Origin of the sequence: Paeniglutamicibacter sp. Y32M11 (assembly GCF_019285735.1) — a bacterium.
Taxonomy (GTDB): Bacteria; Actinomycetota; Actinomycetes; order Actinomycetales; family Micrococcaceae; genus Paeniglutamicibacter.
The window spans coordinates 3,332,387-3,352,088 of the sequence record NZ_CP079107.1 but is presented as its reverse complement, the minus strand read 5'-3'; the positions used below and the strand labels follow the sequence as shown (position 1 = coordinate 3,352,088).

Here is a 19,702-nt window from a genome sequence, read left to right as displayed (position 1 = left end):
ACGCGGGAACCGAATATTGTCAGTTCCCGCGCCCCCGGCGGCCATTCACTTGGTAAGTGTCAGATTATGGCTTCTTCGTGCTTTTCGGGCGTTTGGCCTGTTCCTCCGGAACCAGTTCCTTGACTCCTTCGGCGGTGGTGGCCATGCGCGAGCGCGCGTTGGAACCATCCTGGAGATTGAACGAGAATTGCTGTTCGGAGTTGCCGCTTTGCTGGTAGCGCAGCTTTTCATCCACATATACCTTGAGCACCCACTTGGCGTGCTTCTCGTTGTCACAGCGCGCATACTCGTCGATTTCGATTAGGTAAGTGCCGGGACCGGCCTTGGACTCAGGCTGCCAGTAGACGTTCTCCAGCCCACCGGGGAACGGGAATTCAGTCGATGAGCAGCTGGCGAAGGCATCGATGTCCAGGACGCCGCCCGTGGAAGACGGGCCCCGGTTGCGGTAGTTGATCCATTCGCCGTCCGGTTCCTGCATGTGCAGATCCATGTCGCTGTCGTTGTCCCAATAAAGAGTGGCGCGCAGGGATGATCCCTCAAAGGAATACTCCGGAATTTCGATCGGATCGAGCCCGATGGTTTCCTCGTCTTCCTCTCCTTCGTCTTCCCCGGGAGTTTCTTCCTCGGGGTCGAACTTCCAGTAGTCCGCCCACGGGATGCTCCCCTTGAGCAGGTCCCACTTCTTCTTTTGCTCGGCAACGACCGTCGCTTCGAGCAGCACCTCATCGATGATGGGGACCTCCAATCGAACCGAAACGCCAATGGTTCCCTCGAGATAGATTTCCCAGTCAATGCCCTCTCCTGTTTCGAACTCGGCTGCGGCACCCAGTAGGGCACCCGCGCTGACCACCGGGCCGGCGGCATCGTAGATGCTGATCTGGAATTCCAGCTCCGGTCCCACAGAGGCACTGGCATTCCCCGTGACCACCGCGGTGGTGGATTCCTCAAGCGAGTAGCCGTTCTTGATGCTGATCGGCGCGTTCTGGACCGGTGGCCACGGGGACACTGCATGCAGCTGGCCGTCGGTGTATTCAAAACCGTATTGCTGGCTTTCTTTGCCGGTCCACGAGATTTCGGCCTTGACCTCCGCTGCGACCTTGGCGACCAAATCGACGCCCGCTTCCGAGGTGATTACCACGGGCACCACGCCGAGCACAAAGGTGACGGTGCCGATGTTCCAGTTGGGCAGGTCCTTGGTCCACGTCGCCTCGAACGAGCCGAACGCGTCGGCGCCGACCGCGGTCTCCAGAGAGCGTTCGACGGCCACCTTGAACTTGTCGAGGCTCGCCGTGGGGCTCTGGAACCAGCCGAAGTGGACGCTCACCTTCAACTCGAAGATCAGTGCCACGGACAGCTCGGACTTGCCCGAAAGCTGGATGCCTCCGGCGGCCTTGATCTGCGGCTTATTCTGGTTGTGGCTCGCGGCGTTGTCATCGACCTCGGTCTCGTGCTCCTTCTTGAAGTTCAGCAGCACCTCCAGCGAAATTGACTCGCCGACCCGGCTATTCACCTCACCCGTGAGATCCGCAGTACGACGGGAGATAGAACTCCCGGCTGAGGATGCGTTGCCGTCATCGGTGTCCACCACGATGTCTGACGGTGTCACGGTATTCTGCGGGAACAGCTGTGCCCCTTCGTCGGTGATGAGGCCGACCTGCTCGGAGACATCAGCTTGCAGGAAGACATCGGTGAGGATTGCCGTCTCCGTGGTCACCAGATAGCCTCCGTCGGAGACCTCGACAGCCTTTACCCGGCGCAGGTAACCTTCTGGTGCATTGCTGCTGTCGCGGCCCACCAGAAGCTGGCCGGGCAGGACGTCGGGGTCCGTCGAATACAGGATGTTCTCGGCGGTGATTTTGTCTACCTCGGCGGCATTCTCGCCGTAGTGGACCACCGTGTCCTCGCTGACCACGGTGCTGTCGGCATCCGGCAGAGTGGCAGAGAACTTCAGGTCTGCATCCGTTTTTGCCGAGTCGCGGAAGCGGGCCTCGAATCGAAGATGGTGATTGCCGGATGCCGGCACCGATGTCTGGAAGGCAATGTCGTATCCTGTCGTGGTGCGTCGGGCGCTTGCGGTCCCGATCAGTTGCCCATCGGCAGTGACGTCCACACGGTCCAGCGATGAATTGGGCGTGGTGATCGACCCTGTCACGGTGAAGGTTCCGACCGTGCGCAGGTCCACTTCCGCGTCCGCCTCCGGAGAGGTGATCACAAGTTCGGCTGCGGCCCCGGAGCGCCTGGCGTTGCCAGCCACTGAGCCCAAGAGCTTGACCGTGACATCGGCACTACCGAATCGGATCGACAGCGGCAACAGGCCCTGATCGTCCAGCTCAGCCAGGGCGATCTGGTTGCTCGTTGGTTCTTGCGGGTTGGCGATGATTCCTTTGCCGCGGCCCGGTATGGACGCTCCGACCTGCAGGAACGTCGACTCGGTGGCGTTATTTGCCGAGACGGAAACCAATACGTGGGTTGCGTCGGTCGGCGCCTTCAGATCGACGGTTGCTGGGGTATCCTCGGCAACGTCTAGACGGACGGTCGGGGCGTCGACGCTGGCGTTGAAGCCGTTGTCGATGCTCTGAGTCGTCTCGTTTTGCGCCGCACCGCGAACGAATCCGCGCACGAAAACCTTGGTGTCGAGCGCATCCGATGTCACGTCTACAGTGCCGAGATCCGAGACGTTGGCGATGGTGTTGATGACGTTTGTCCCCGCGTGAAGGCGCTGTTCGACGCCTTCGATCAAGATGTTTTCGTCTCCGTTAGCGGTCGCCACCACCGACACATGTGCGGCACGTACATCTGTGGATGGGACGCCGCCGCGACCGACAACCCCCACTCCCACCTTTTCATCTCCGGCTGCAGCGCCGATGCCGTAGGCATCGGCGGAGTCGGCACGGTTGACCGGGGAATCGAGTGCCTTCGTTCCGCCGGCCCCGAGTTCCCCGTCGCCGAATGTCGAAACGACTTCGACCCGGATATCTGTATCCTGAGTTGCCGAGAGGGCGATTGAACCGGCCTTCACCGGAACGAGGACAGTGGTGCTGGCCGAGACTCCCGCAGGCGTGCTTAAAGCGGGAGTTTCTGCGGCGTTGAGCATGAGGTCCTTCTTGGGCGACAGGACGCTGAGCCTGACCAGCGCAGAGCCGTTGGCCAACCCCGGGACCTTGACCGAAGCAGCCTCCCCGGCCTTGAGTGATGTGCCCAATCCGAGCTGGGACTCTACCAGTGGCAATATCGTTGTCGGCATATAGGCTCCACCAGAACCGCCCTGCACAATCGGGTCGCTTTCAGTGGCCGGGGCCGCGTTGGCCGGCAGCGTGCTTCCGGCAAGGATGCTTCCGGCGAGGAGGCTTGCCGCAAGGCTCATCGCCGCGGTTGCACCGAGCGTCTTTCTGAGGTTGTGGGTGATTTTCATCGGTGCGCTCCCTTGCGTCGACGGGAAAGGACCATGAAGATTCCGCCCGCAGCAATAAGCGCGAATGCGGCTATTGCGACGGCAATTGAGGTGAATCCGGCGACGGCAAGTGAATCGTTCTTCGGACCCGCTGTCGTGGAACCGTCGTCGGTCCCCGCGTCACCTCCCGGTGCAGCCACCGGTTCGATCGATGGGCTATTCGGGCCACCACTGCTCGGGGTCGGACTCGCCTCGGGGCTTTCACCTGGGCCCGTAGTCGTGGAAGGCTGTGACGAGGATGGCGCCGTGGATGAGGTTGGTGCGGTTGATTCTGACGGTTGGGCCGATGCGGACGATTCTGTTGGTGCGGTCGATTCTGTCGGTTGGGCCGTTGAGGGCGGTTCGGTTGGCCTCGTCGACTCACTAGGGTTGACCGGCGAAGGTGGCAGGTCAACGTTGAAAGTCGAACGGCGGTGATCCGCTCGTAGGACCGTGGAATTTTCGCCCTCGTAGGTGAGTGTGATGTCGGCCTTGGTGGCCACGCTGACATCTACGTTCAACTCGATCGAGCCAACAGGCGCATCGATGATGGCACCGGCACCGAATGCGGTTTGCTTGAGCATTAGTTCGATGTACCCACCCGGTGCGTGCAATATGGCACTTGTGTTCTCGGTGTTTACGTGGGGAGACTCGATTTCAATCCAGACCTTGCTGGTTCCCGCCGGAATCTCATGTGTCAAGGTGATTTCTTCGGCAGATGCTGATGTTGCCGTCAACCCCGTCGCCAAAACCGCGCCGCTTATGATTCCGAGGAAGATCGGTTTCACCTTGCGTCGTTTCATCAACGTTTTACGTATGGCCATAGTTTTCCCCCAGGGTTTAAGAATAAAGCGATAATTGCTGGCCATTGTTGTTCCAGGCACTTTGTGTTTCGATGATCGACCAAGAAAATGGCAGCCAACATTAATCTATCTGGATATGAGTCGAATCTCGCCTATAAATTCTTTATGACCTGCATTGGACTAAATGTGTCTGGTCAGGAGTGAGTGCCGTCAGGAGCGATGTCACGAGTCACTGTGAACAGGCCTTCGGCAGTCCTAGCCCGGCCACGTAACGCTCGGAACTATCTCTCCTCGATGATTCAGCGTATTTAAATGTGGGCATGCGGACGAGTGGAAATGCTAATCTTCCTGCACGTTCATGCAGGCTCCATTACCGCGCACCGCTTCGGCGCCTCGAAGGGCGCCCCGAGTAACCCGAACGAGTCGGTCGTCCCGTAGACAATTTTTCAACACCAAGGTCCGCCGCGCACTCCCTAGGTGATGAAGCGAAATGTCGTTGTCTAAACCGTTGCCGAGCGAGATGGTCTACTCGCGCCAAATTTTTTCTAGATCGCCACCGGTGGATAAATGGCCACAACGTAAGGCGAGTCAAAGCAGACGACGTTGCGGTGGCTTTTCCTTCGACATTGCGAAGCTCATGGACTTGATATTGGTGCACCAATTGCTACGACAATGAGAACGCCAAAAACCAACAGCGTAACAAGCCCACTTCCTATCCAGTACTTCCTGGTCGACCCTTGAGGAGGCATGAATAGTGCAAATAGCGAGGCAATCAACAGGGGGATTGCAACAGGCAGGAAGGACATGATCTTCGAGCTGGTGTTTAGCGGCAACAAAATAGTTGCGCTGTATAGGGCGAGGAAAAGAGCAGGTACACCCAATCCGATAGAGACTAGCCCCACCAGCAGATTAAAACGTGTTTGAGCATCTGCCTCACGTGAACTAGAAACACTGGACGCGGAACTGAGCAACGCGTGGATCGAGGTTGATTCGGCTTCCAGTTGTAGCTGCATCTGCTGGCACTGGCGTATGGCGGCATCGTGAATTCTCATCCATGTGCGCATTTCATGATTTGCCGGTTCGAAGGCATTCACAATGGAGGGATCCTGCAGTTTTCGGTAGGCATGATAAGCCTCGGAATCCGGACCATGGACCCATAAACCTTCTCGAACTGCCTCTCTCGCCTGATCGGCGGCCCGACCGCAGATTACATTTAGCTGCAGCAGGTTGGCGACCATATTGGTGTAGTTTTCCGTCGCTAAACTATCGCGGCTCGATTTGGCTAAGTCACTCTCCAGGCCATATCGCAGGTCTCGTATCTCTGCGACGTTGTTCCTCGAGAGCTCGCAGAGCCGTTTCGCGATTTCTGGAGCCCGGTCAAGATGATTCTCAGACGTACATGAGTCGGTCAGCAGACGTAGAATCTTTTCCACCGAAGTGGTGATTTCATTTCTGATATCTGAGCTGGACTCGGTAATGGAAGTCGCCTCTAGCTGCTTGGTCGTTGTGTTTTGGCGCCGATCAGTGCGACGAGATTTTCGTCGTGATGTCGCCGACTGAGTATTCTTGATGGTCCAAGATTCCACCACATGGGCACTGATCTGAGTCCTTCCGGATGCGCTAGTTAATATCTGACAGTTCCCTACTGTGATGGATTGCTGACCGTCCACGTCAATGATGAACAGCGTCGGCGCTATTCGGAGGTCACTAAAGCCGTCGGGGCCTTCGGCTTTTCCGTTGATGATGACTTTCTTGAGATCTACCGACGGGATGCGCGGGAAATCGAACGCGGCACGAATATCAGTGGTAGGGGAGACTGCGGTTGGCGCAGGTACAGATTCGATGGGCAATCGATGATCCTAGGCATCTAGAGGGAAGCATTTTTTGCAGTCTAGTTCCCGGAATGACAAGTTCCACCACAGCGCACGGCTGTGACGTGGGATTTCGCGCGTCGTGGTTTTCCGTCTCATCGATGAATGCCATTCGAGAGCTGAGAAAGTGCCGAACGCAGAAATCGACGGTGGGAGGTTTTTGTTTCCGGCCACTGCCAGTTTGTTGTTTTCCGCTACTCAGCAGCGCGTGAACGTGTTCACTTCCGTTCAATTCACGGGTCCGCTGGGTTTCCCATGAAAGTTTGTGGCTCGTGTGAGCCGCGTTGAGGTTGACTCGGCTGGGGCAAATGAGTATGTTAACGATTATCGTTATTATCGACAATCGTTAAGGTGGGGTCGTGGGCGCGGAAATGAGCACCAAGGTGCTAAAACTTGGACACATCGGAGGACGAACATTCCTGATGACAGCGGCGATCATCGCGGCCATAGCTGGACTATTTGGCGTGCTTTACTTGGCGTGGTTCACCGAGGAACACTTCACCAGGTCTTTCGTTTTTGAGGCTTCGATGGCTACCCGCATGAACGAGGTTCCTCAGCTTCGGGGAAGCATTGGGGAATCGCACCTGACGTATGGCAGCGCATTCGTGGAAAGCGACGAAAGGCTTTTCGGTCTACGACTGATACTTGCCATATCCGAAGCGCTGTACTTCCTGTTGTTCATTGCTGGCTGCGCCTCCATCATCATGATCTGCCGCAGGTTGTGGAAGAACCATCCGTTCACGGCGCTAGCACATTGGGCGATGCTGGTTCTCGGCGCGATGGCCGGTATGACCGCTCTTTTTGCGCCTTGGCTTGCGGACGTATCAAACCACTTAGCGGCTGCCGAACTCGGGATACCCGGCACAGCAACGCAAATTCCAGAGAATGCTGGAGATGTTAATTGGTTGGTGACCTCCGCGGAATTCAGCTTCCAAGATGCTAACCACCCCTTGTTGGCCCTCGGTATTGTCCTGATCCTCTTGTCGTTGGTTCTGCGTCGCGGTCAACGTTTGCACCTGGATACAGATGGTTTGGTGTGATGGCACGCAATAATGACGACATGGATCTGAGCAGTGGGGTCCACTGCCGACTAGATGCGCTGCTGCACGAACGATCCATGACACTGACCCGGCTGGGTGAGCTTGCTGGGGTGAGCATCGTGAATCTGTCGGTTCTGAAAAATGACAGGGCGAAGGCCATCAGATTCAGCACTCTTGTCTCGATCTGCCGGGTCTTGGAATGCGAGATCGGCGAGCTGCTGGTGCTTGAGAAGTAGGCACCAGCCATAGAACGAAAATAACCACGGCGTGCGATCCGCATAAGAGATCGCACGCCACAGCCTTTTTCGTCAAAGGTTTGAAGCTAGTCCTCGAGCTTTAGCGCCTTGCGCCAGGACAAGGCCGAACCGGTCTGCATGATCGCCCGGCGATAGATGCGCTCACCAAGCAACACCATGGCCCACGCTGCAGCGATAGCGATAGCCAACGATGCGATGGGTTCCCACAGCGGAACATCGCTATTGAGTAGTCGGATGGGCATGGCAACCGAGGAAATTACCGGGACGTAGGAAGCAACCACCAGTAACTGGCCCTTGGCGTAGATACCGGTGAACAACACGGCGATCAACACCATGATGACCGGACCGGTGGACTGCTGCAGGTCTTCGGTACGCGATGCCATGGCGCCTAACGCAGCCCACGCGGCAGCCAGAAGCAGGAAACCGGCGAGGAAGAAGGCCAGGAACCAGCCTGCGGTGGCAAAGACCACCGAGATAAATGGAATCTCTGTGGGCATGAGGCTCAGTGCCAGCAACCCGATCCCGACGAACAGGCATAACTGCCCCATGGCCAAGATCAGGTTGCCCAAAATCTTGCCGGCCAGTAGCTGGCGGATCGGGATGGCCGTGGCAAGAATCTCCACCACGCGGTTCTGCTTTTCCTCCACCACGGAGTTCGCAATTGGCATGCCGAAAATCATGGCCGACATGTAGAAGAGGAACGAGAAGATCAAGCCCATGATCAGGGCCATGGAGTTGCGTTCTTGGCTTCCCTCAAGCAAGGCCTGAGTCAGGGTTGAACCCTCCTTCAACTGCTCAAGGGTGACACCCAGGGTGCCGGCATTGGTATCCAATGCGCGAGCCTCTGCCGCCTCCGACAGCAACGAAGCGATGTCTGCTGGCACGTCGCTTAGCCCGGTGAGCGTGTAGCCCTCGGGCGCTGGTGTCAGGACCAGATCAACATTTTTGTCGCGAAGCGAGTCCAAGGCGAAATCATTCGAACCCAGCGGATTGGCGGTCAAGACGATCTTTTGATCGTTTTTAACCGCCAGGTCGTTCGCGGTGTTGATCAGCTCTACCGCTTCTGTGCCGGGGCCAAAGGCCACGGAGGCTTCGGTGGTTCTATTACCCATGAAACCGGAGATGACCACAGATCCGACAATGAGGACCAGGGTGATTAGCGTGGAAATGATAAATGACTTGTCACGGAGCTTCACCGTCACCTCGCGCAGCGTGACGATCAGCCACGGTGCGCCCTGCGACTTCGGTGCCGCAAGCTTTGACGGTGCGTCCTTGATATCTAACTCGGTGGTGCTCATCGGATGACCTCCCGGTAGATTTCCGCCAACGAGGGACGTTGCGGGGCAAATTCGGTGACGGCGCCGCGATCTACCGCGATACGCAAAATGCGCTGGGCTGTTGCCTCATCGCTGAACTCGACCAGGGCACGTGGGCCAGCAACATCAAGAACGCTAACGCCCATCTGTTCGCGCAGCCAGCCGGCATCCGGAGGGGTCACCACCACATGTTTTGCGCTGGCCCGTGCTCGCAGCTCGGCGGCAGTACCGGACGCGACGATCTTGCCGTCGGCCAACACCACCAGGTTGTCGCAGAGCTGATCGATCAAATCCAGCTGGTGGCTGGAGAACAGGATGGGTACCCCGGTGGCTGCGCGTTCGGCCAACAGTGAGGTCATCGAGTCCACGGCCAGCGGATCCAGTCCCGAGAAGGGCTCATCGAGCACCAACGCGGTGGGGTGATGCATGAGCGAGGCAGCGACCTGGACGCGTTGCTGGTTGCCCAGCGAGAGGGATTCGAGTTTGTCCTTGATCCGATCGGCAATGCCGAAGCGATCCAAGAGGTCCAGAGCCTCGATACGGGCATCACTGCGGCTCATGCCGTGGAGCTGGCCGAGGTACTGGAGCTGATCCAGGACCTGCTGTTTGGGGTAAAGCCCACGTTCCTCGGGCATGTAGCCAAAACGAGCCCGATCCGCATCAACAATCTGTGTGCCGTTGAAGTACACCGACCCGGCGTGGGATTTCAGCACGCCCATGATGATGCGCATGGTGGTGGTCTTGCCGGCACCATTGGCGCCAACAAATCCCGTCATGCCATTGGCCGGAACGCTGAACGAAACATCGTTGAGCACCACCCGATCCCCGAAGCGCCGGGTGAGATTCTTGACCTCTAACACGGTGTTCTCTTTCCTGTGATCCCTGATGGTTCAAGCCATGCTGGCCCAAACCCTTCTTAGCTTCCAATCTACTTTCTGGCTTGGGGACAAAGGATCGTTCAAAGGAATGAACTTGGGAGTTCCCGGCGGTGGCGCGCGGACTTAGACCTCCGTCGAAGGGATGAGCCCCACCCGGTAGGCGAAGACCACCGCCTGCACCCGATCGCGTAGACCGGCCTTGGACAGGATGTTCGAAAGGTGAGTTTTTACCGTTGCCTCGGAAACAAATAACGTCCCGGCAATCTCTACGTTGGATTTGCCGCTGGCTAATGCAGTGAGCACCTCGCGCTCCCGCGCCGTCAATTCGTCGAGGATCCGTTGGTCACCGGGGGTGATGCTTCCACTTGCTGACTGTGCCACCGAGCCCTGAGCGGCGACGGTGCCACGCTGGATGATGCGCAGCGTGACCTCCGGGGAGAGTAATGCCTGTCCGTCGGCCGCCGCGTGCACCGCGGCAATGATCATTTCCGGTTCGGTGTTTTTCAGCAGGAAGCCACTGGCCCCGGCATCGATGGCGGCGAAGAGGTAGTCATCGCGATCAAAGGTGGTCAGCACCACGACCTTGGCCGCGCTCACCGCGGTGATCTGCGCGGTGGCTCCGACGCCGTCGAGCACCGGCATCTGAATGTCCATGAGCACCACGTCGGGGGTTAGCTCCAGCGCCAAGGTGACGGCTTCCTGCCCGTCTGCGGCGGTGCCCACCACCTCAAAGTCCTCCTCGGTACCCAAGATCAGGGCCAGGGAGGACCGGATGAGCGGCTGGTCATCGCAGATCAGAATGCGGGTTTTCCTCACGGGGCAACTCCTTGTGTGGTGGTGGGTGCGGTGGCGGAATTCAGCAGGCGCAAGCGTGCACGAGTCCTCCAGCCGGTGGGGGAGCGCGGACCGATGTCCACCAGACCGTGGTGCAATTCGGCGCGCTCACGAATGCCGCGCAGGCCAAAGCCGCTGCCGGCGGTTCCGGGGCGGGGCGCACCATCGTCGGTGACCTCAACCTCCACCCACTCGCCGTGCGTATCACCGCCGCTGCGTAGCGAAAGCACCGCGCTCCGGGCGGTGGAATGCTCGCGGACATTCGCCAGGGATTCGGCGGCGATGCGGTAGAGCGCCAGACCCAGTCCGGCGCTGACCTCCTGGAGGGCATCACTCCGGTGCTCAACGGTAATGAGTTCAACCCGCAGGCCGGCACGCGAACACTGTTCCACCAGGGCCGGCAACTGTTCCAGCGAGGGTTCCGGAGCGCGCTGGGCGGTGGGATCGGTGGAAACGGATTCGTCGGCACCCTCATGGCGCAGCACGCGCAACAGCGAACGGGTCTCACCCACCGCCTGCCGTGCGGAGTCCTCGATGCCGCGCATGAGTTCGGCGGCGCGTTGCGGATCCCGGGGCTGAACCATGCGCGCGGCTGCCGCCTGCACCCCAACGGCCGAGATATGGTGGGCCACCACGTCATGTAACTCGCGGGCAATGCGCAGACGTTCGTCAATGACCGCACGGCGGGCCAGTTCCGCGGATTGGGCCCGGAGCTGATCTGCCTGTTCCACCACCAGCTCGTGCTGCCAAGCACCGCGCCACGACATCAGGCCCATGAAGATGGCCCCGCCGAAGTAGAGCAGGTTAATCAGAAAGTTGTAGGAGGCATAGGCGATCACCGGATCAAGGAATCCGGAGGTCTCGATGGAGGTGGGCAGATCAAGTTCGGTTCCGAAGAGGAGCTTGGCGTTGGTGATTCCAATGACCAGCCAGAGGAACATGGCCAAAATGACCGCGGCGAGCGCTAGCCGCAGTGAGCGTCGGTCCTTGGCCCAGGTGACGGCCGAGTACAGTCCTACAAAGTAGGTGACCTGCGGCGTCAGCTGGACCATGACCTGCGGCATCCAAATCCCGAAGCCCATGAACATTCCGGAGAGCAGAAGCATGGCGATAATCGGGAAACGGCGTCGCACGGCCAGCGGCGCCGTGAGTGCGCACATGGCCAGATAACTGGGAATTCGATCCGGTGCGTTTTCCGCGGGGCCGAAACTCAGAATCATTTCCATGCCCACGACGGCGATCACCATCACCACCAGCGCTACCCACACATCGTGGCGTAATGCCGCGGCGCTCGGTTGCTTGCGTTCCCAACCCTCGGGCGGTAAATCGCCGGGCAACAAGCGGTGGCGCAGGGCCAGAAGTTTCATACTCAGTCCTCAGACAGACACAGTGGTGGGCCGGTGGTCCAAACCTCCGGCATCTTGAACCTATCGCAGGTGAGGTGCCGCGGGGAAAACCTCTTGTCTGTCATCCCTTAATGCGGTTGTGTGGGAGGCATGGGAACCGGAATCGAAGACTACGCGATGCTTTCTGACCAGCGGACCGCCGCGTTGGTCTCCCGCTGGGGCTCGGTGGACTGGCTGTGTTTCCCGCGCTTTGACTCCGCCTCGGTGTTCGGAGCCCTCGTGGGCAACCGCGAACATGGTCGCTGGTTGTTGGCCCCCATCGAGGGTGAAGTGCTCAGTCTGACCTATCTTGATTCCTCCTTTGTCTTGCGTACCCTCTGGGCCAGCGGCGGATCTCAGGTACTTGTCACCGATTTCATGCCGCTGGGCAATGGTGGCTCCAGCATCATGCGCCGAGTTGAGGGGTTATCGGGTTCCATGCGGATGGAGCATGAGCTGATCATCAGGTACGACTACGGCAAGGTGCTGCCGTGGGTGCGGCGCAACTTTGACGCGGTGAAGGGCACCGAATCATTGGTGGCAGTCGCCGGACCGCACGCTGCGGTGCTGCACGCCACCCGACTCCCCAAGGCCAAAAACCACACCCATCATGACGAGTTTGAGGTTAAGGCCGGGGAGGTCTACGACTTCGAGTTTGCCTGCTACCCCTCCCACACCGGGATCCCGGAACCCAACGACGTGGGCCTGGCCATGACCCAAACCTCCCGCACCTGGCGCCAGTGGGCAGCAAAGATCCCCACCCACGGGGCCCACGAGGCCCTGGTGCGCCGCTCGCTCCTGGTGCTCAAGGCGCTGACCCACCGGGAGACCGGCGGCATCGTCGCGGCCCCCACCACGTCGCTTCCCGAATTTTTTGGTGGCGAGCGCAACTGGGACTACCGCTTCTGTTGGTTGCGTGATGCAGCGCTGACCCTGCAGGTGATGATGACCCACGGTTTTGAGGAAGAAGCGCTGTGTTGGCGTGACTGGCTCTTGCGCGCCATCGCGGGGGATCACCGCCGTTTGCAGATCATGTACGGAGTGGGCGGGGAACGAGAATTGCCGGAAAAGATTCTGCAGCACCTGCCGGGCTATGGCGACGCCAAACCGGTGCGCGTGGGTAATGCCGCGGTGAATCAGTACCAGGGTGATGTTATTGGTGAGGTCATGGTGGCCCTGGATGAACTTCGCACCATGGGCGGTCGCGAGGACCACTTCTCCTGGCCGCTGCAGAAGGCACTGCTCGAGGACGTGCTGGCCCATCTAGATCGCAAGGACCACGGCCTGTGGGAGATGCGCGGGGAACCGGCCTACTTCACGCATTCGCGGGTCATGATGTGGGCCGCGCTGGATGCCGGGGTGCGGGCAGTAACGCACCACGGGCTCTCCGGAGATGCCCCGGCGTGGGAAATGGCGCGTGATGCGCTGCGGGAACAGATCATGGTCCAAGGCTTTAACGAGGAACTGAATTCGTTCACGCAGACCTATGGCAGCACGGAGGTGGACGCCTCGCTGCTAGTGCTCGCCCAGGTGGGTTTCCTTGACTACGCAGATCCGAAAATGCTGGGCACGCTGAAAAGGATTGAAACGGATTTGCTGGACGAGCATGGTTTCCTCCGCCGCTACCGCAGTGAATCCGGGGCCGACGGCCTGCCACCGGGGGAGTACACATTCATGGTGTGCACCTGCTGGCTCATCGAGCAATACGCCCACTGCGGTCGCCTCGATGATGCTCGAAGACTGCTGGCGAGACTGGCGGCAATCGTGAACGACCTGGGTCTGATGTCCGAGGAGTTTGACCCGGTCACCGGACGAATGGCCGGCAATTTTCCTCAGGCACTCTCACACCTGGGACTGATTCGTGCGGCCGACGCCATCGAAGAAGCGGCGGGGATGCGCGCGGCACGACCGCGCCGCGGACCAAAGTAGCCCGCGGCGCGGTTCCCGGCTCTTAGTCCTGGGGAAGTGGCAGCGGCTGATCCAGGGGTTTGCGGGCCGGATCCATGTTGATGCCCAGATCCTTGGCAAAGACCGTGCGGGTGCCGGTGTAGACATTCTTCGCATGCCTGCAGGGCTGCAAACAGGCCCGAGTTGAAGGCGCCGACATAGACTTCCTCATTTTTCACGCCCACGATGCCGTGCTTCTTGACCGCCTTGGCATGGTCTGCCTCGTTGGAGGTGAACTGCGAACCGAACCACATGTGATGGTGTTCCCACAACGGAATGTGGAAGAACATCAGCGAATCAACCTTGCCATGCCGGCGCTCGGTGGCACGTGAGGCCTCGCGATACCAGTCGATCTGCTCGGGGCGGATCCAGTCATACGACATCAAGCCCTCAAAGTCCTGTCCGCCCACGGAGTCCGGGGCGTAGCGGCCGGAATCCAAGAGCCAAATGCCGAAGGCCGGCTTATTGCTCCGTGCCGAGGCAATCAGCAGTTGCGAGTTTGAGGAGCCGAAGACGTCGTCTTCCTTGGTATTGAGGTTGTAGTCGTAACGGCGCACAAAGTCGAGGATCTTGGCCTCGGTCATCTTGGTGCCATGCGAGGTGGAATCCTCGTCGTGGTTTCCGAAGGTGAGCGCCCACGGGATCTTGCGGGACTCCATGGGCTGGACAACGTTGTTGATGGCCTGCTTGACCTCGAGTGGAGAGTTTGGAGAACCATCAATGACATCGCCATTGATGACCACGAATCCGGGCTTCTCGGCATCCAGAACGGCTTCCATCAGTTCAAGGGTGCGCCGATCGGTGCGCGGACCATCCTGAGTGTCGTTAAACTGGACAACCTTAAATTTCCCGTTCGCCCCGAACTTGAGTCTTGCGCTCGCCGGGGAGGCCTTGGCCAGCGGCACCGAAGCGGCGGCGGGACGCGCCCCGGCCAGTATGCCGGAGAGGGCTGCGGCGGTTCCGCCGAGCAAGATGCCGCGGCGGGGAACGGACGTGGAAGTGGACTTCATGAAAATGCGTGCCTTTCGGGAAACCGGCCGGGGGATATGTCGAGCACCAATGGCTCGAGGCCGTGTTCATGAGAGTAGACAGGCAGCATGAAGTTCAAACGACGGAACAGCAACGGGACGGGGCCCCGGAGATAAACTCCGGCGTCTCGCGGCTTGGGCTTGAAGGAACCTTGGCGGACGTGGCAGAATCCTTGGTGTGCCCCAGATGGGCTGAGCTTCCAGGAGGTAACGGCAACACACGTTGTCGCCATATTGCAGCAGCGCAGGGCCTTGCCTTGAGCGCTCGCCGGCGACAGTCTTGCCATTGGCAGGAGCCCCTCCGTATCCGGCACACACTTCCTTTTACTTTGCCTTGCAGCTGGGCCATGCGTTGCCTGCGCGCTTCGGACTCTCCGAACCGAAAGCAGAAACACACCATGAGCATTTCCTTTAACCACACGATCATTGCCGCAAAAGATCCGACAGTCTCGGCCCAGTTCTTTATCGATCTGGCCGAGGCCCACAGCGTGACTAGCTGGGGCCCCTTCACCAACATCCAACTTGATGATGGGGTGATGTTGCAGTTTGCTTGCCCGCCCATTGATTTCCCGCCGCAGCACTATGCCTTCTTGATCGATGACGAGCACTTCGCCCGCACCTATGCCAAGATTCAGGCGCAGGGCATCGAGCATTGGGCAGACCCGCAGCGGGCGTTACCTGGGAAGACCAACACGGAGCATGGAGGTCGCGGGGTGTACCTGTTGGATCCGTCAGGCCACTACATCGAGTTCATCACTCGTCCGTACCTCTGAGGTTCATTCGAAGAGCGAGGCGCAACCCGGCGTCCTCGCGCCTTCGGTGCAGTTCTCCGCAACGAGGATCTTTTTGGTCCGCCAGACACTCATCGTGATTTGTTCGCTGGGCACATTCGCCACTCCGGGGATGGGCGTCCATGGTCCGCCCTCGGTGGAGTATTCGCCGCGGAACCGCGTGGAGAGTCCGACAACAAAATCACCGGTGTTTGTATAAACGTGACTGGTGGTTGTCGGTTCGTCGAATCCGCGCTGTGCCATGGGTTGTCCCGGGAAACTGAAGGATCGTGTTGCTCCGTCGCCATAACTCCACGCATATGACACTGGAATAGCTCGCACCCGTACGTTTTGGTCAAAGATGGTGACGGCAAAATTCTGGGATTCTGCGTCCGCGTACATGTGGGCATTTCCGTTACGGAGCGAGAAGCTTTCTGGCTGGCTGATGATGATTGAAGCGAGGATATTTAGGCGTCGAAAATCCGCCAGAGTCATCTTGGCGATATCGTCTTCCGCGCCGGGAATCGTCGTCGGGGGTTCGGCGCTGCAGTATTGCGTGGTCGAAACGATCTGGCCGGCTCTGGGGCCATTTATTGCACGTATCGTCCTGATAGTTCTGTACCCACCATCAGGACAAGTCGGGTCCGCAATCGCATCACAGGATAGAACCAAAGTGAGATCGGGTGTGCATTCGCTGTAGTAGTTCACCGAGTATCGAAGCTTGGGTCCGTTCGAAATGGTCTTTGATTTTTCGTTGTTTGGCACGAAATGCGCTGAATTTTCCTCGTTCTCGTCAGAACACTTGACGTGGGTCTCAATGAAACTATTACCCATGCGTTCAATGACTGTGCAACGGTTTTCCCCTGCTGCGAATGTCGAAGCTTCAAATGGGGATGTCATCAGTGCGAGTGCAAAGACGATCGTGAATACAGACATATTTCTAAGAGTCTTCATCGAGATACTCCACGCTTTCGACCATCCATCCACGGTCGAATCTGAGAATCATCATTAGGGGCGCGGGTTTTGGGGTTGCTGGAAAGGTGCCTTGAAGTGTCCCATCGCTCATGAACAGATTCATCTCACCTTGCGTCGTTGTGTACAGCGAGATACCTTGAGGCAGTTGAAGAATGGCCCTAGTTACGGTGACATTGAATTCTGCACCTGTCATCCAGGAGCCGGCTTTCTTATTATTGTCGAATGGATCAATAAATACGTTTCCGCATTCAAGGCAAGTTCGTTTTGACACCTTTTTGATCGGTTTCGTGTCGTTCGTTTGGATCGTGTATTCAACGAGTTCGTAGTAGTGCTCGGTAAACGCCTTGATCCCGGCTTCGGTGTTTTTCTTCGCCGCATCGGGCATGACCGGAACGGGCCAGTTCTTCGCAGGCCCAGTCGAGCTCGCCGGAATCGGTTTCGGCGTGGGCTTGATACTCGGGCTTGATGATGTTGTGGATGGAGAGCTGGATGCGGTGGCCGTGGGATTCGAGGCGGTAGGCGTGGGCTCAACCGGGTCTGCACTTCCCACACATCCCGCTGCTGCGAAAACCAATGCGGCGGAGCAGAAGATGAGACTGACCTTTTTGATTTTCGTAACCATGCCAACGGCCTACGATTCGGTGGGGGTCGATTAGCTGTCATCCTAGCCCCGAACGGGGAGCATTGGCAGAGGTTTTCCACAGGCTCTTTTGGGCAATGCACAGTGGGCATTTCCCCCGCAAAAACACCGAACGGCTCCGGGCCGACCAGCTACAGGTCAGAGACCAGCTTGTCGGATTTCTCATGATGATCAAGCGGGTGATCGATCTCGTCCTGGTACATTTTCCCGGCGAACCACGCGATGGCACCGACCACCGGCGATGCTACCCCTGCGACCACAAAGATGATCCAGATCGGCATGATGGCTCCGAGCGGTCCGGCCAGCGCCATCGAGACCGGCATGAGCGCCAGCGAAACGAAGAAGTCCAACGACGAAACTCTTCCGAGCATATGAGCGGGAACTCGCCGCTGGAGCAACGTGCCCCAGATGACCTGACCGAGCCCGCCCGTAATGCCCACGACCACCAGCAGAATCGCCAGCGCGAACGGTGTGCTGATGATGCCAATTAGAGCCAGTGGCAAGGTGCCAAAGCCCCAGAACGCCATCATGAAACTCAGGTAGCGGCGCGGCAAGGGGAGGGACGCCGTCACGAACGATCCCACGGCACTGCCAATGCCGAAGGCCGCCAGCATAAAGCCGAAGGTCTTGGCGTCGCCGCCGAGTTGATCCTCCACCACGAAGGGAAGTAACACCTCGATCGGGCCGATGAAACTGAGTACGGAGATGACGGCAAAGAGCAAGGTCCACAGCAGCCACGGCGTTCCCACGGTATACGAAACGGCTTCGCGCAGATCGGCCAGGGCACTGGGGCGCTTTTCTCCCGGTGCCAGGTGTTCGTCGTAGGCGCGGTGATGACCCAGAAGGTTAAGCACACCGAAGGCCAGCAGATGGCAGAGTGCTATTCCGGCGATCGCCATTGATGGTGCGAAGGACGCGACGATAACACCGGCGACCGCAGGTCCCGCCGCCTGCTGCAGGACCGGGCGGAACATCCCCTCCATGCCATTGGCGGCCAGCAAATCCTCGGACGGAAGAATCCGGGGGAGCAGTGCCGAGTAGGCAGGGAAGAAGAATGCTGCACCGGATCCCTGAATGAATCCGGCCGCGGCAAGATGCCAGAGCTCCATGGTTCCGGTGAGGGCCAGAGCCGCCACGGTGATCATCACCAACAATGAGATGGCCTCGACGGTGATGATGATTTTTCGGCAGCTGATCCTATCGGCGGTGATGCCGCCGATCAGCACGAAACCTAGGAGCCCCAAGGAAGTGGCCGTGGCAACCACCGAAAGTTGAGCGGGTCCGCCGCCGAGGTGTTTGACCTGATAAACCATCGCGACTGCCCACATGCCATGGGCGAAGACGCTGATGGCCATGGCGATCAGAAGGATGCGGTAATCGCGATGAGCGAAGGGACGAAGCGCGCGCGGGGTCATGATGGTGATCCTGAGGATGCTGGTGATGGTGGGGAATACGGTGGTGTTCCCCGTCTAATCATGGGGCAACTCATTGAATAAAGTCAATCACTAGCATGTTGAATAATGGGTGACAGCTAAGTTACCAACGAGTAGGGTTGGCTTCATGCACGCAATCTTTCGTCTTCTGCTCCTGATCGCCACCGCACGCAAGCGCCCCAAGCTCTCCATGTTTGATCTCTCGTCGGTGCCCATGCGGGCGCTGCTGACCGACATCGATATTGCCGGTCATATCAACAACGGTATGTATTTCTCCCTCTTCGACCTGGGTCGATTTGATCTCATGGTCCGTTCTGGGACCTGGGATTTGATGAAGAAAAACAAATGGACGCCGGTGGTGCAGGCCGAGACCATCACCTTCCGCAAGTCCGTGGTGTTCAACCAGAAGTTCACCCAAGAAACGCGAATTTTGGGCATGGACGATAAGTGCATCTACTTCGAACAGCGGATGGTCGTCAACGGCGAAATCTACGTGCAGGCGACCATCGCCACGCGGCTGCTGTCAAAAGAGGGCCCGGTCGCCAACGAAGAGATTCTGCGCCAGCTGGCCGTCGAACTCCCGAATGATCGGGTGCTTCCCGACTGGGTCCAGCGCTGGCGTGATGAGACCGCGCTTCCCGGGACGCGCCGCCCGGCCCCACATCTCTGGCGCTAAATCAGCGGGTAGGCGTGCCACTGACCCAAGACTCCGCGGCGTGCACCACCTGCTGGGCGTGCTGCTGATAAATGAAATCCACGGGCCGCTCGTCATCTAGGACCGGATTCTTGTCCCGAAGCCAGGTCAGTGCGCCATCGCGGTCCTCGGCCGCCTGCAGCGTTAGCCACACCCGGTAGCCCAGGCGGAGGCGTTCTTCGGTCAGCGTGTCGGGTTCGGTGCTTTCGGGATGCGCCCAGCGGTGCGGCGCGGTGTTGTCCTTGGCACCGGAGAGAATCTGGACCAGGGGTGCGCCAATGGCGTCAACCATGGTGCGGACCAACTGGTGGATATCGGCACGTGTCGCTTCCACAAACACGGCGCTGTGGTTCAACGTTGTCATGAACCAAGCATGATCCCGCGACGCCGCAAAAACCATG

The 19,702-nt window shown here is 58.9% G+C and carries 18 protein-coding genes; 6 read left to right on the top strand and 12 right to left on the bottom strand.

Annotated features, from left to right (window positions below; translation table 11 throughout):
- Positions 1–64: 64 nt before the first annotated feature.
- Both KUF55_RS14825 and KUF55_RS14820 read right to left on the bottom strand, forming a co-directional pair.
- On the bottom strand, positions 65–3,412 hold the full coding sequence (locus tag KUF55_RS14825; protein WP_218817094.1) for a hypothetical protein: 3,348 nt from the start codon (positions 3,410–3,412) through the stop codon (positions 65–67).
- Complete coding sequence (locus KUF55_RS14820) at positions 3,409–3,591, bottom strand: hypothetical protein (RefSeq protein WP_218817093.1); 183 nt, start codon at positions 3,589–3,591, stop codon at positions 3,409–3,411. The genes KUF55_RS14825 and KUF55_RS14820 overlap by 4 nt, the downstream gene beginning before the upstream one ends.
- A gap of 322 nt (positions 3,592–3,913) precedes the next feature.
- Between KUF55_RS14820 and KUF55_RS14815 the strand changes: the two genes are divergently transcribed.
- Positions 3,914–4,288, top strand: a complete 375-nt coding sequence (locus tag KUF55_RS14815) for a hypothetical protein (protein WP_218817092.1) — start codon at positions 3,914–3,916, stop codon at positions 4,286–4,288.
- A gap of 580 nt (positions 4,289–4,868) precedes the next feature.
- On the opposite strand, the gene KUF55_RS14810 is transcribed toward KUF55_RS14815, so the two are convergent.
- Positions 4,869–6,083, bottom strand: a complete 1,215-nt coding sequence (locus KUF55_RS14810) for a hypothetical protein (RefSeq protein WP_218817091.1) — start codon at positions 6,081–6,083, stop codon at positions 4,869–4,871.
- Positions 6,084–6,475: 392 nt separating this feature from the next.
- On the opposite strand from KUF55_RS14810, the gene KUF55_RS14805 reads away from it, so the two are divergent.
- Positions 6,476–7,144 (top strand): hypothetical protein, encoded by a 669-nt coding sequence (locus KUF55_RS14805; RefSeq protein WP_218817090.1) that lies wholly within the window; start codon positions 6,476–6,478, stop codon positions 7,142–7,144.
- Positions 7,144–7,380 carry a helix-turn-helix transcriptional regulator gene (locus tag KUF55_RS14800; protein ID WP_218817089.1) on the top strand — a complete coding sequence of 79 codons (237 nt, stop codon included), beginning with the start codon at positions 7,144–7,146 and terminating at the stop codon, positions 7,378–7,380. The genes KUF55_RS14805 and KUF55_RS14800 overlap by 1 nt, the downstream gene beginning before the upstream one ends.
- Positions 7,381–7,466: 86 nt before the next feature.
- Here KUF55_RS14800 and KUF55_RS14795 read toward each other — a convergent pair whose 3' ends face one another.
- The 4 genes from KUF55_RS14795 to KUF55_RS14780 form a co-directional block, all read right to left on the bottom strand.
- Complete coding sequence (locus tag KUF55_RS14795; RefSeq protein WP_218817088.1) at positions 7,467–8,699, bottom strand: ABC transporter permease; 1,233 nt, start codon at positions 8,697–8,699, stop codon at positions 7,467–7,469.
- A complete protein-coding gene (locus tag KUF55_RS14790) occupies positions 8,696–9,577 on the bottom strand; it encodes an ABC transporter ATP-binding protein (protein WP_218817087.1) in 882 nt (293 codons plus the stop codon). The genes KUF55_RS14795 and KUF55_RS14790 overlap by 4 nt, the downstream gene beginning before the upstream one ends.
- 141 nt (positions 9,578–9,718) lie before the next feature.
- Positions 9,719–10,411 (bottom strand): response regulator transcription factor, encoded by a 693-nt coding sequence (locus tag KUF55_RS14785; protein ID WP_218817086.1) that lies wholly within the window; start codon positions 10,409–10,411, stop codon positions 9,719–9,721.
- The gene (locus KUF55_RS14780) at positions 10,408–11,796 is read right to left on the bottom strand and encodes a sensor histidine kinase (protein ID WP_218817085.1); all 1,389 of its coding nucleotides are present in this window, start codon (positions 11,794–11,796) and stop codon (positions 10,408–10,410) included. Before KUF55_RS14780 ends, KUF55_RS14785 begins: the two co-directional genes overlap by 4 nt.
- A gap of 129 nt (positions 11,797–11,925) precedes the next feature.
- Between KUF55_RS14780 and KUF55_RS14775 the strand changes: the two genes are divergently transcribed.
- Positions 11,926–13,743, top strand: a complete 1,818-nt coding sequence (locus KUF55_RS14775; RefSeq protein WP_218817084.1) for a glycoside hydrolase family 15 protein — start codon at positions 11,926–11,928, stop codon at positions 13,741–13,743.
- Here the strand turns inward: KUF55_RS14775 and KUF55_RS14770 are convergent.
- Positions 13,647–14,771 carry a metallophosphoesterase gene (locus KUF55_RS14770; RefSeq protein WP_218817083.1) on the bottom strand — a complete coding sequence of 375 codons (1,125 nt, stop codon included), beginning with the start codon at positions 14,769–14,771 and terminating at the stop codon, positions 13,647–13,649. The two genes, KUF55_RS14775 and KUF55_RS14770, sit on opposite strands and share 97 nt — an antisense overlap.
- A gap of 416 nt (positions 14,772–15,187) precedes the next feature.
- Here KUF55_RS14770 and KUF55_RS14765 point away from each other — a divergent pair, with 416 nt between their 5' ends.
- The gene (locus KUF55_RS14765; protein ID WP_132359498.1) at positions 15,188–15,562 is read left to right on the top strand and encodes a VOC family protein; all 375 of its coding nucleotides are present in this window, start codon (positions 15,188–15,190) and stop codon (positions 15,560–15,562) included.
- A gap of 3 nt (positions 15,563–15,565) precedes the next feature.
- Here the strand turns inward: KUF55_RS14765 and KUF55_RS14760 are convergent, their stop codons facing one another.
- The 3 genes from KUF55_RS14760 to KUF55_RS14750 form a co-directional block, all read right to left on the bottom strand.
- The gene (locus tag KUF55_RS14760; RefSeq protein WP_218817082.1) at positions 15,566–16,495 is read right to left on the bottom strand and encodes a hypothetical protein; all 930 of its coding nucleotides are present in this window, start codon (positions 16,493–16,495) and stop codon (positions 15,566–15,568) included.
- A gap of 4 nt (positions 16,496–16,499) precedes the next feature.
- Complete coding sequence (locus KUF55_RS14755; RefSeq protein ID WP_218817081.1) at positions 16,500–17,156, bottom strand: DUF6318 family protein; 657 nt, start codon at positions 17,154–17,156, stop codon at positions 16,500–16,502.
- Between the two features lie 149 nt (positions 17,157–17,305).
- The gene (locus KUF55_RS14750) at positions 17,306–18,589 is read right to left on the bottom strand and encodes an MFS transporter (protein ID WP_210149158.1); all 1,284 of its coding nucleotides are present in this window, start codon (positions 18,587–18,589) and stop codon (positions 17,306–17,308) included.
- A 145-nt stretch (positions 18,590–18,734) separates the two neighbouring features.
- Here KUF55_RS14750 and KUF55_RS14745 point away from each other — a divergent pair, with 145 nt between their 5' ends.
- Complete coding sequence (locus KUF55_RS14745; protein WP_218817080.1) at positions 18,735–19,283, top strand: acyl-CoA thioesterase; 549 nt, start codon at positions 18,735–18,737, stop codon at positions 19,281–19,283.
- A 1-nt stretch (position 19,284) separates the two neighbouring features.
- Here KUF55_RS14745 and KUF55_RS14740 read toward each other — a convergent pair whose 3' ends face one another.
- Positions 19,285–19,665, bottom strand: a complete 381-nt coding sequence (locus KUF55_RS14740; RefSeq protein ID WP_168150405.1) for an antitoxin Xre/MbcA/ParS toxin-binding domain-containing protein — start codon at positions 19,663–19,665, stop codon at positions 19,285–19,287.
- Positions 19,666–19,702: the final 37 nt, after the last annotated feature.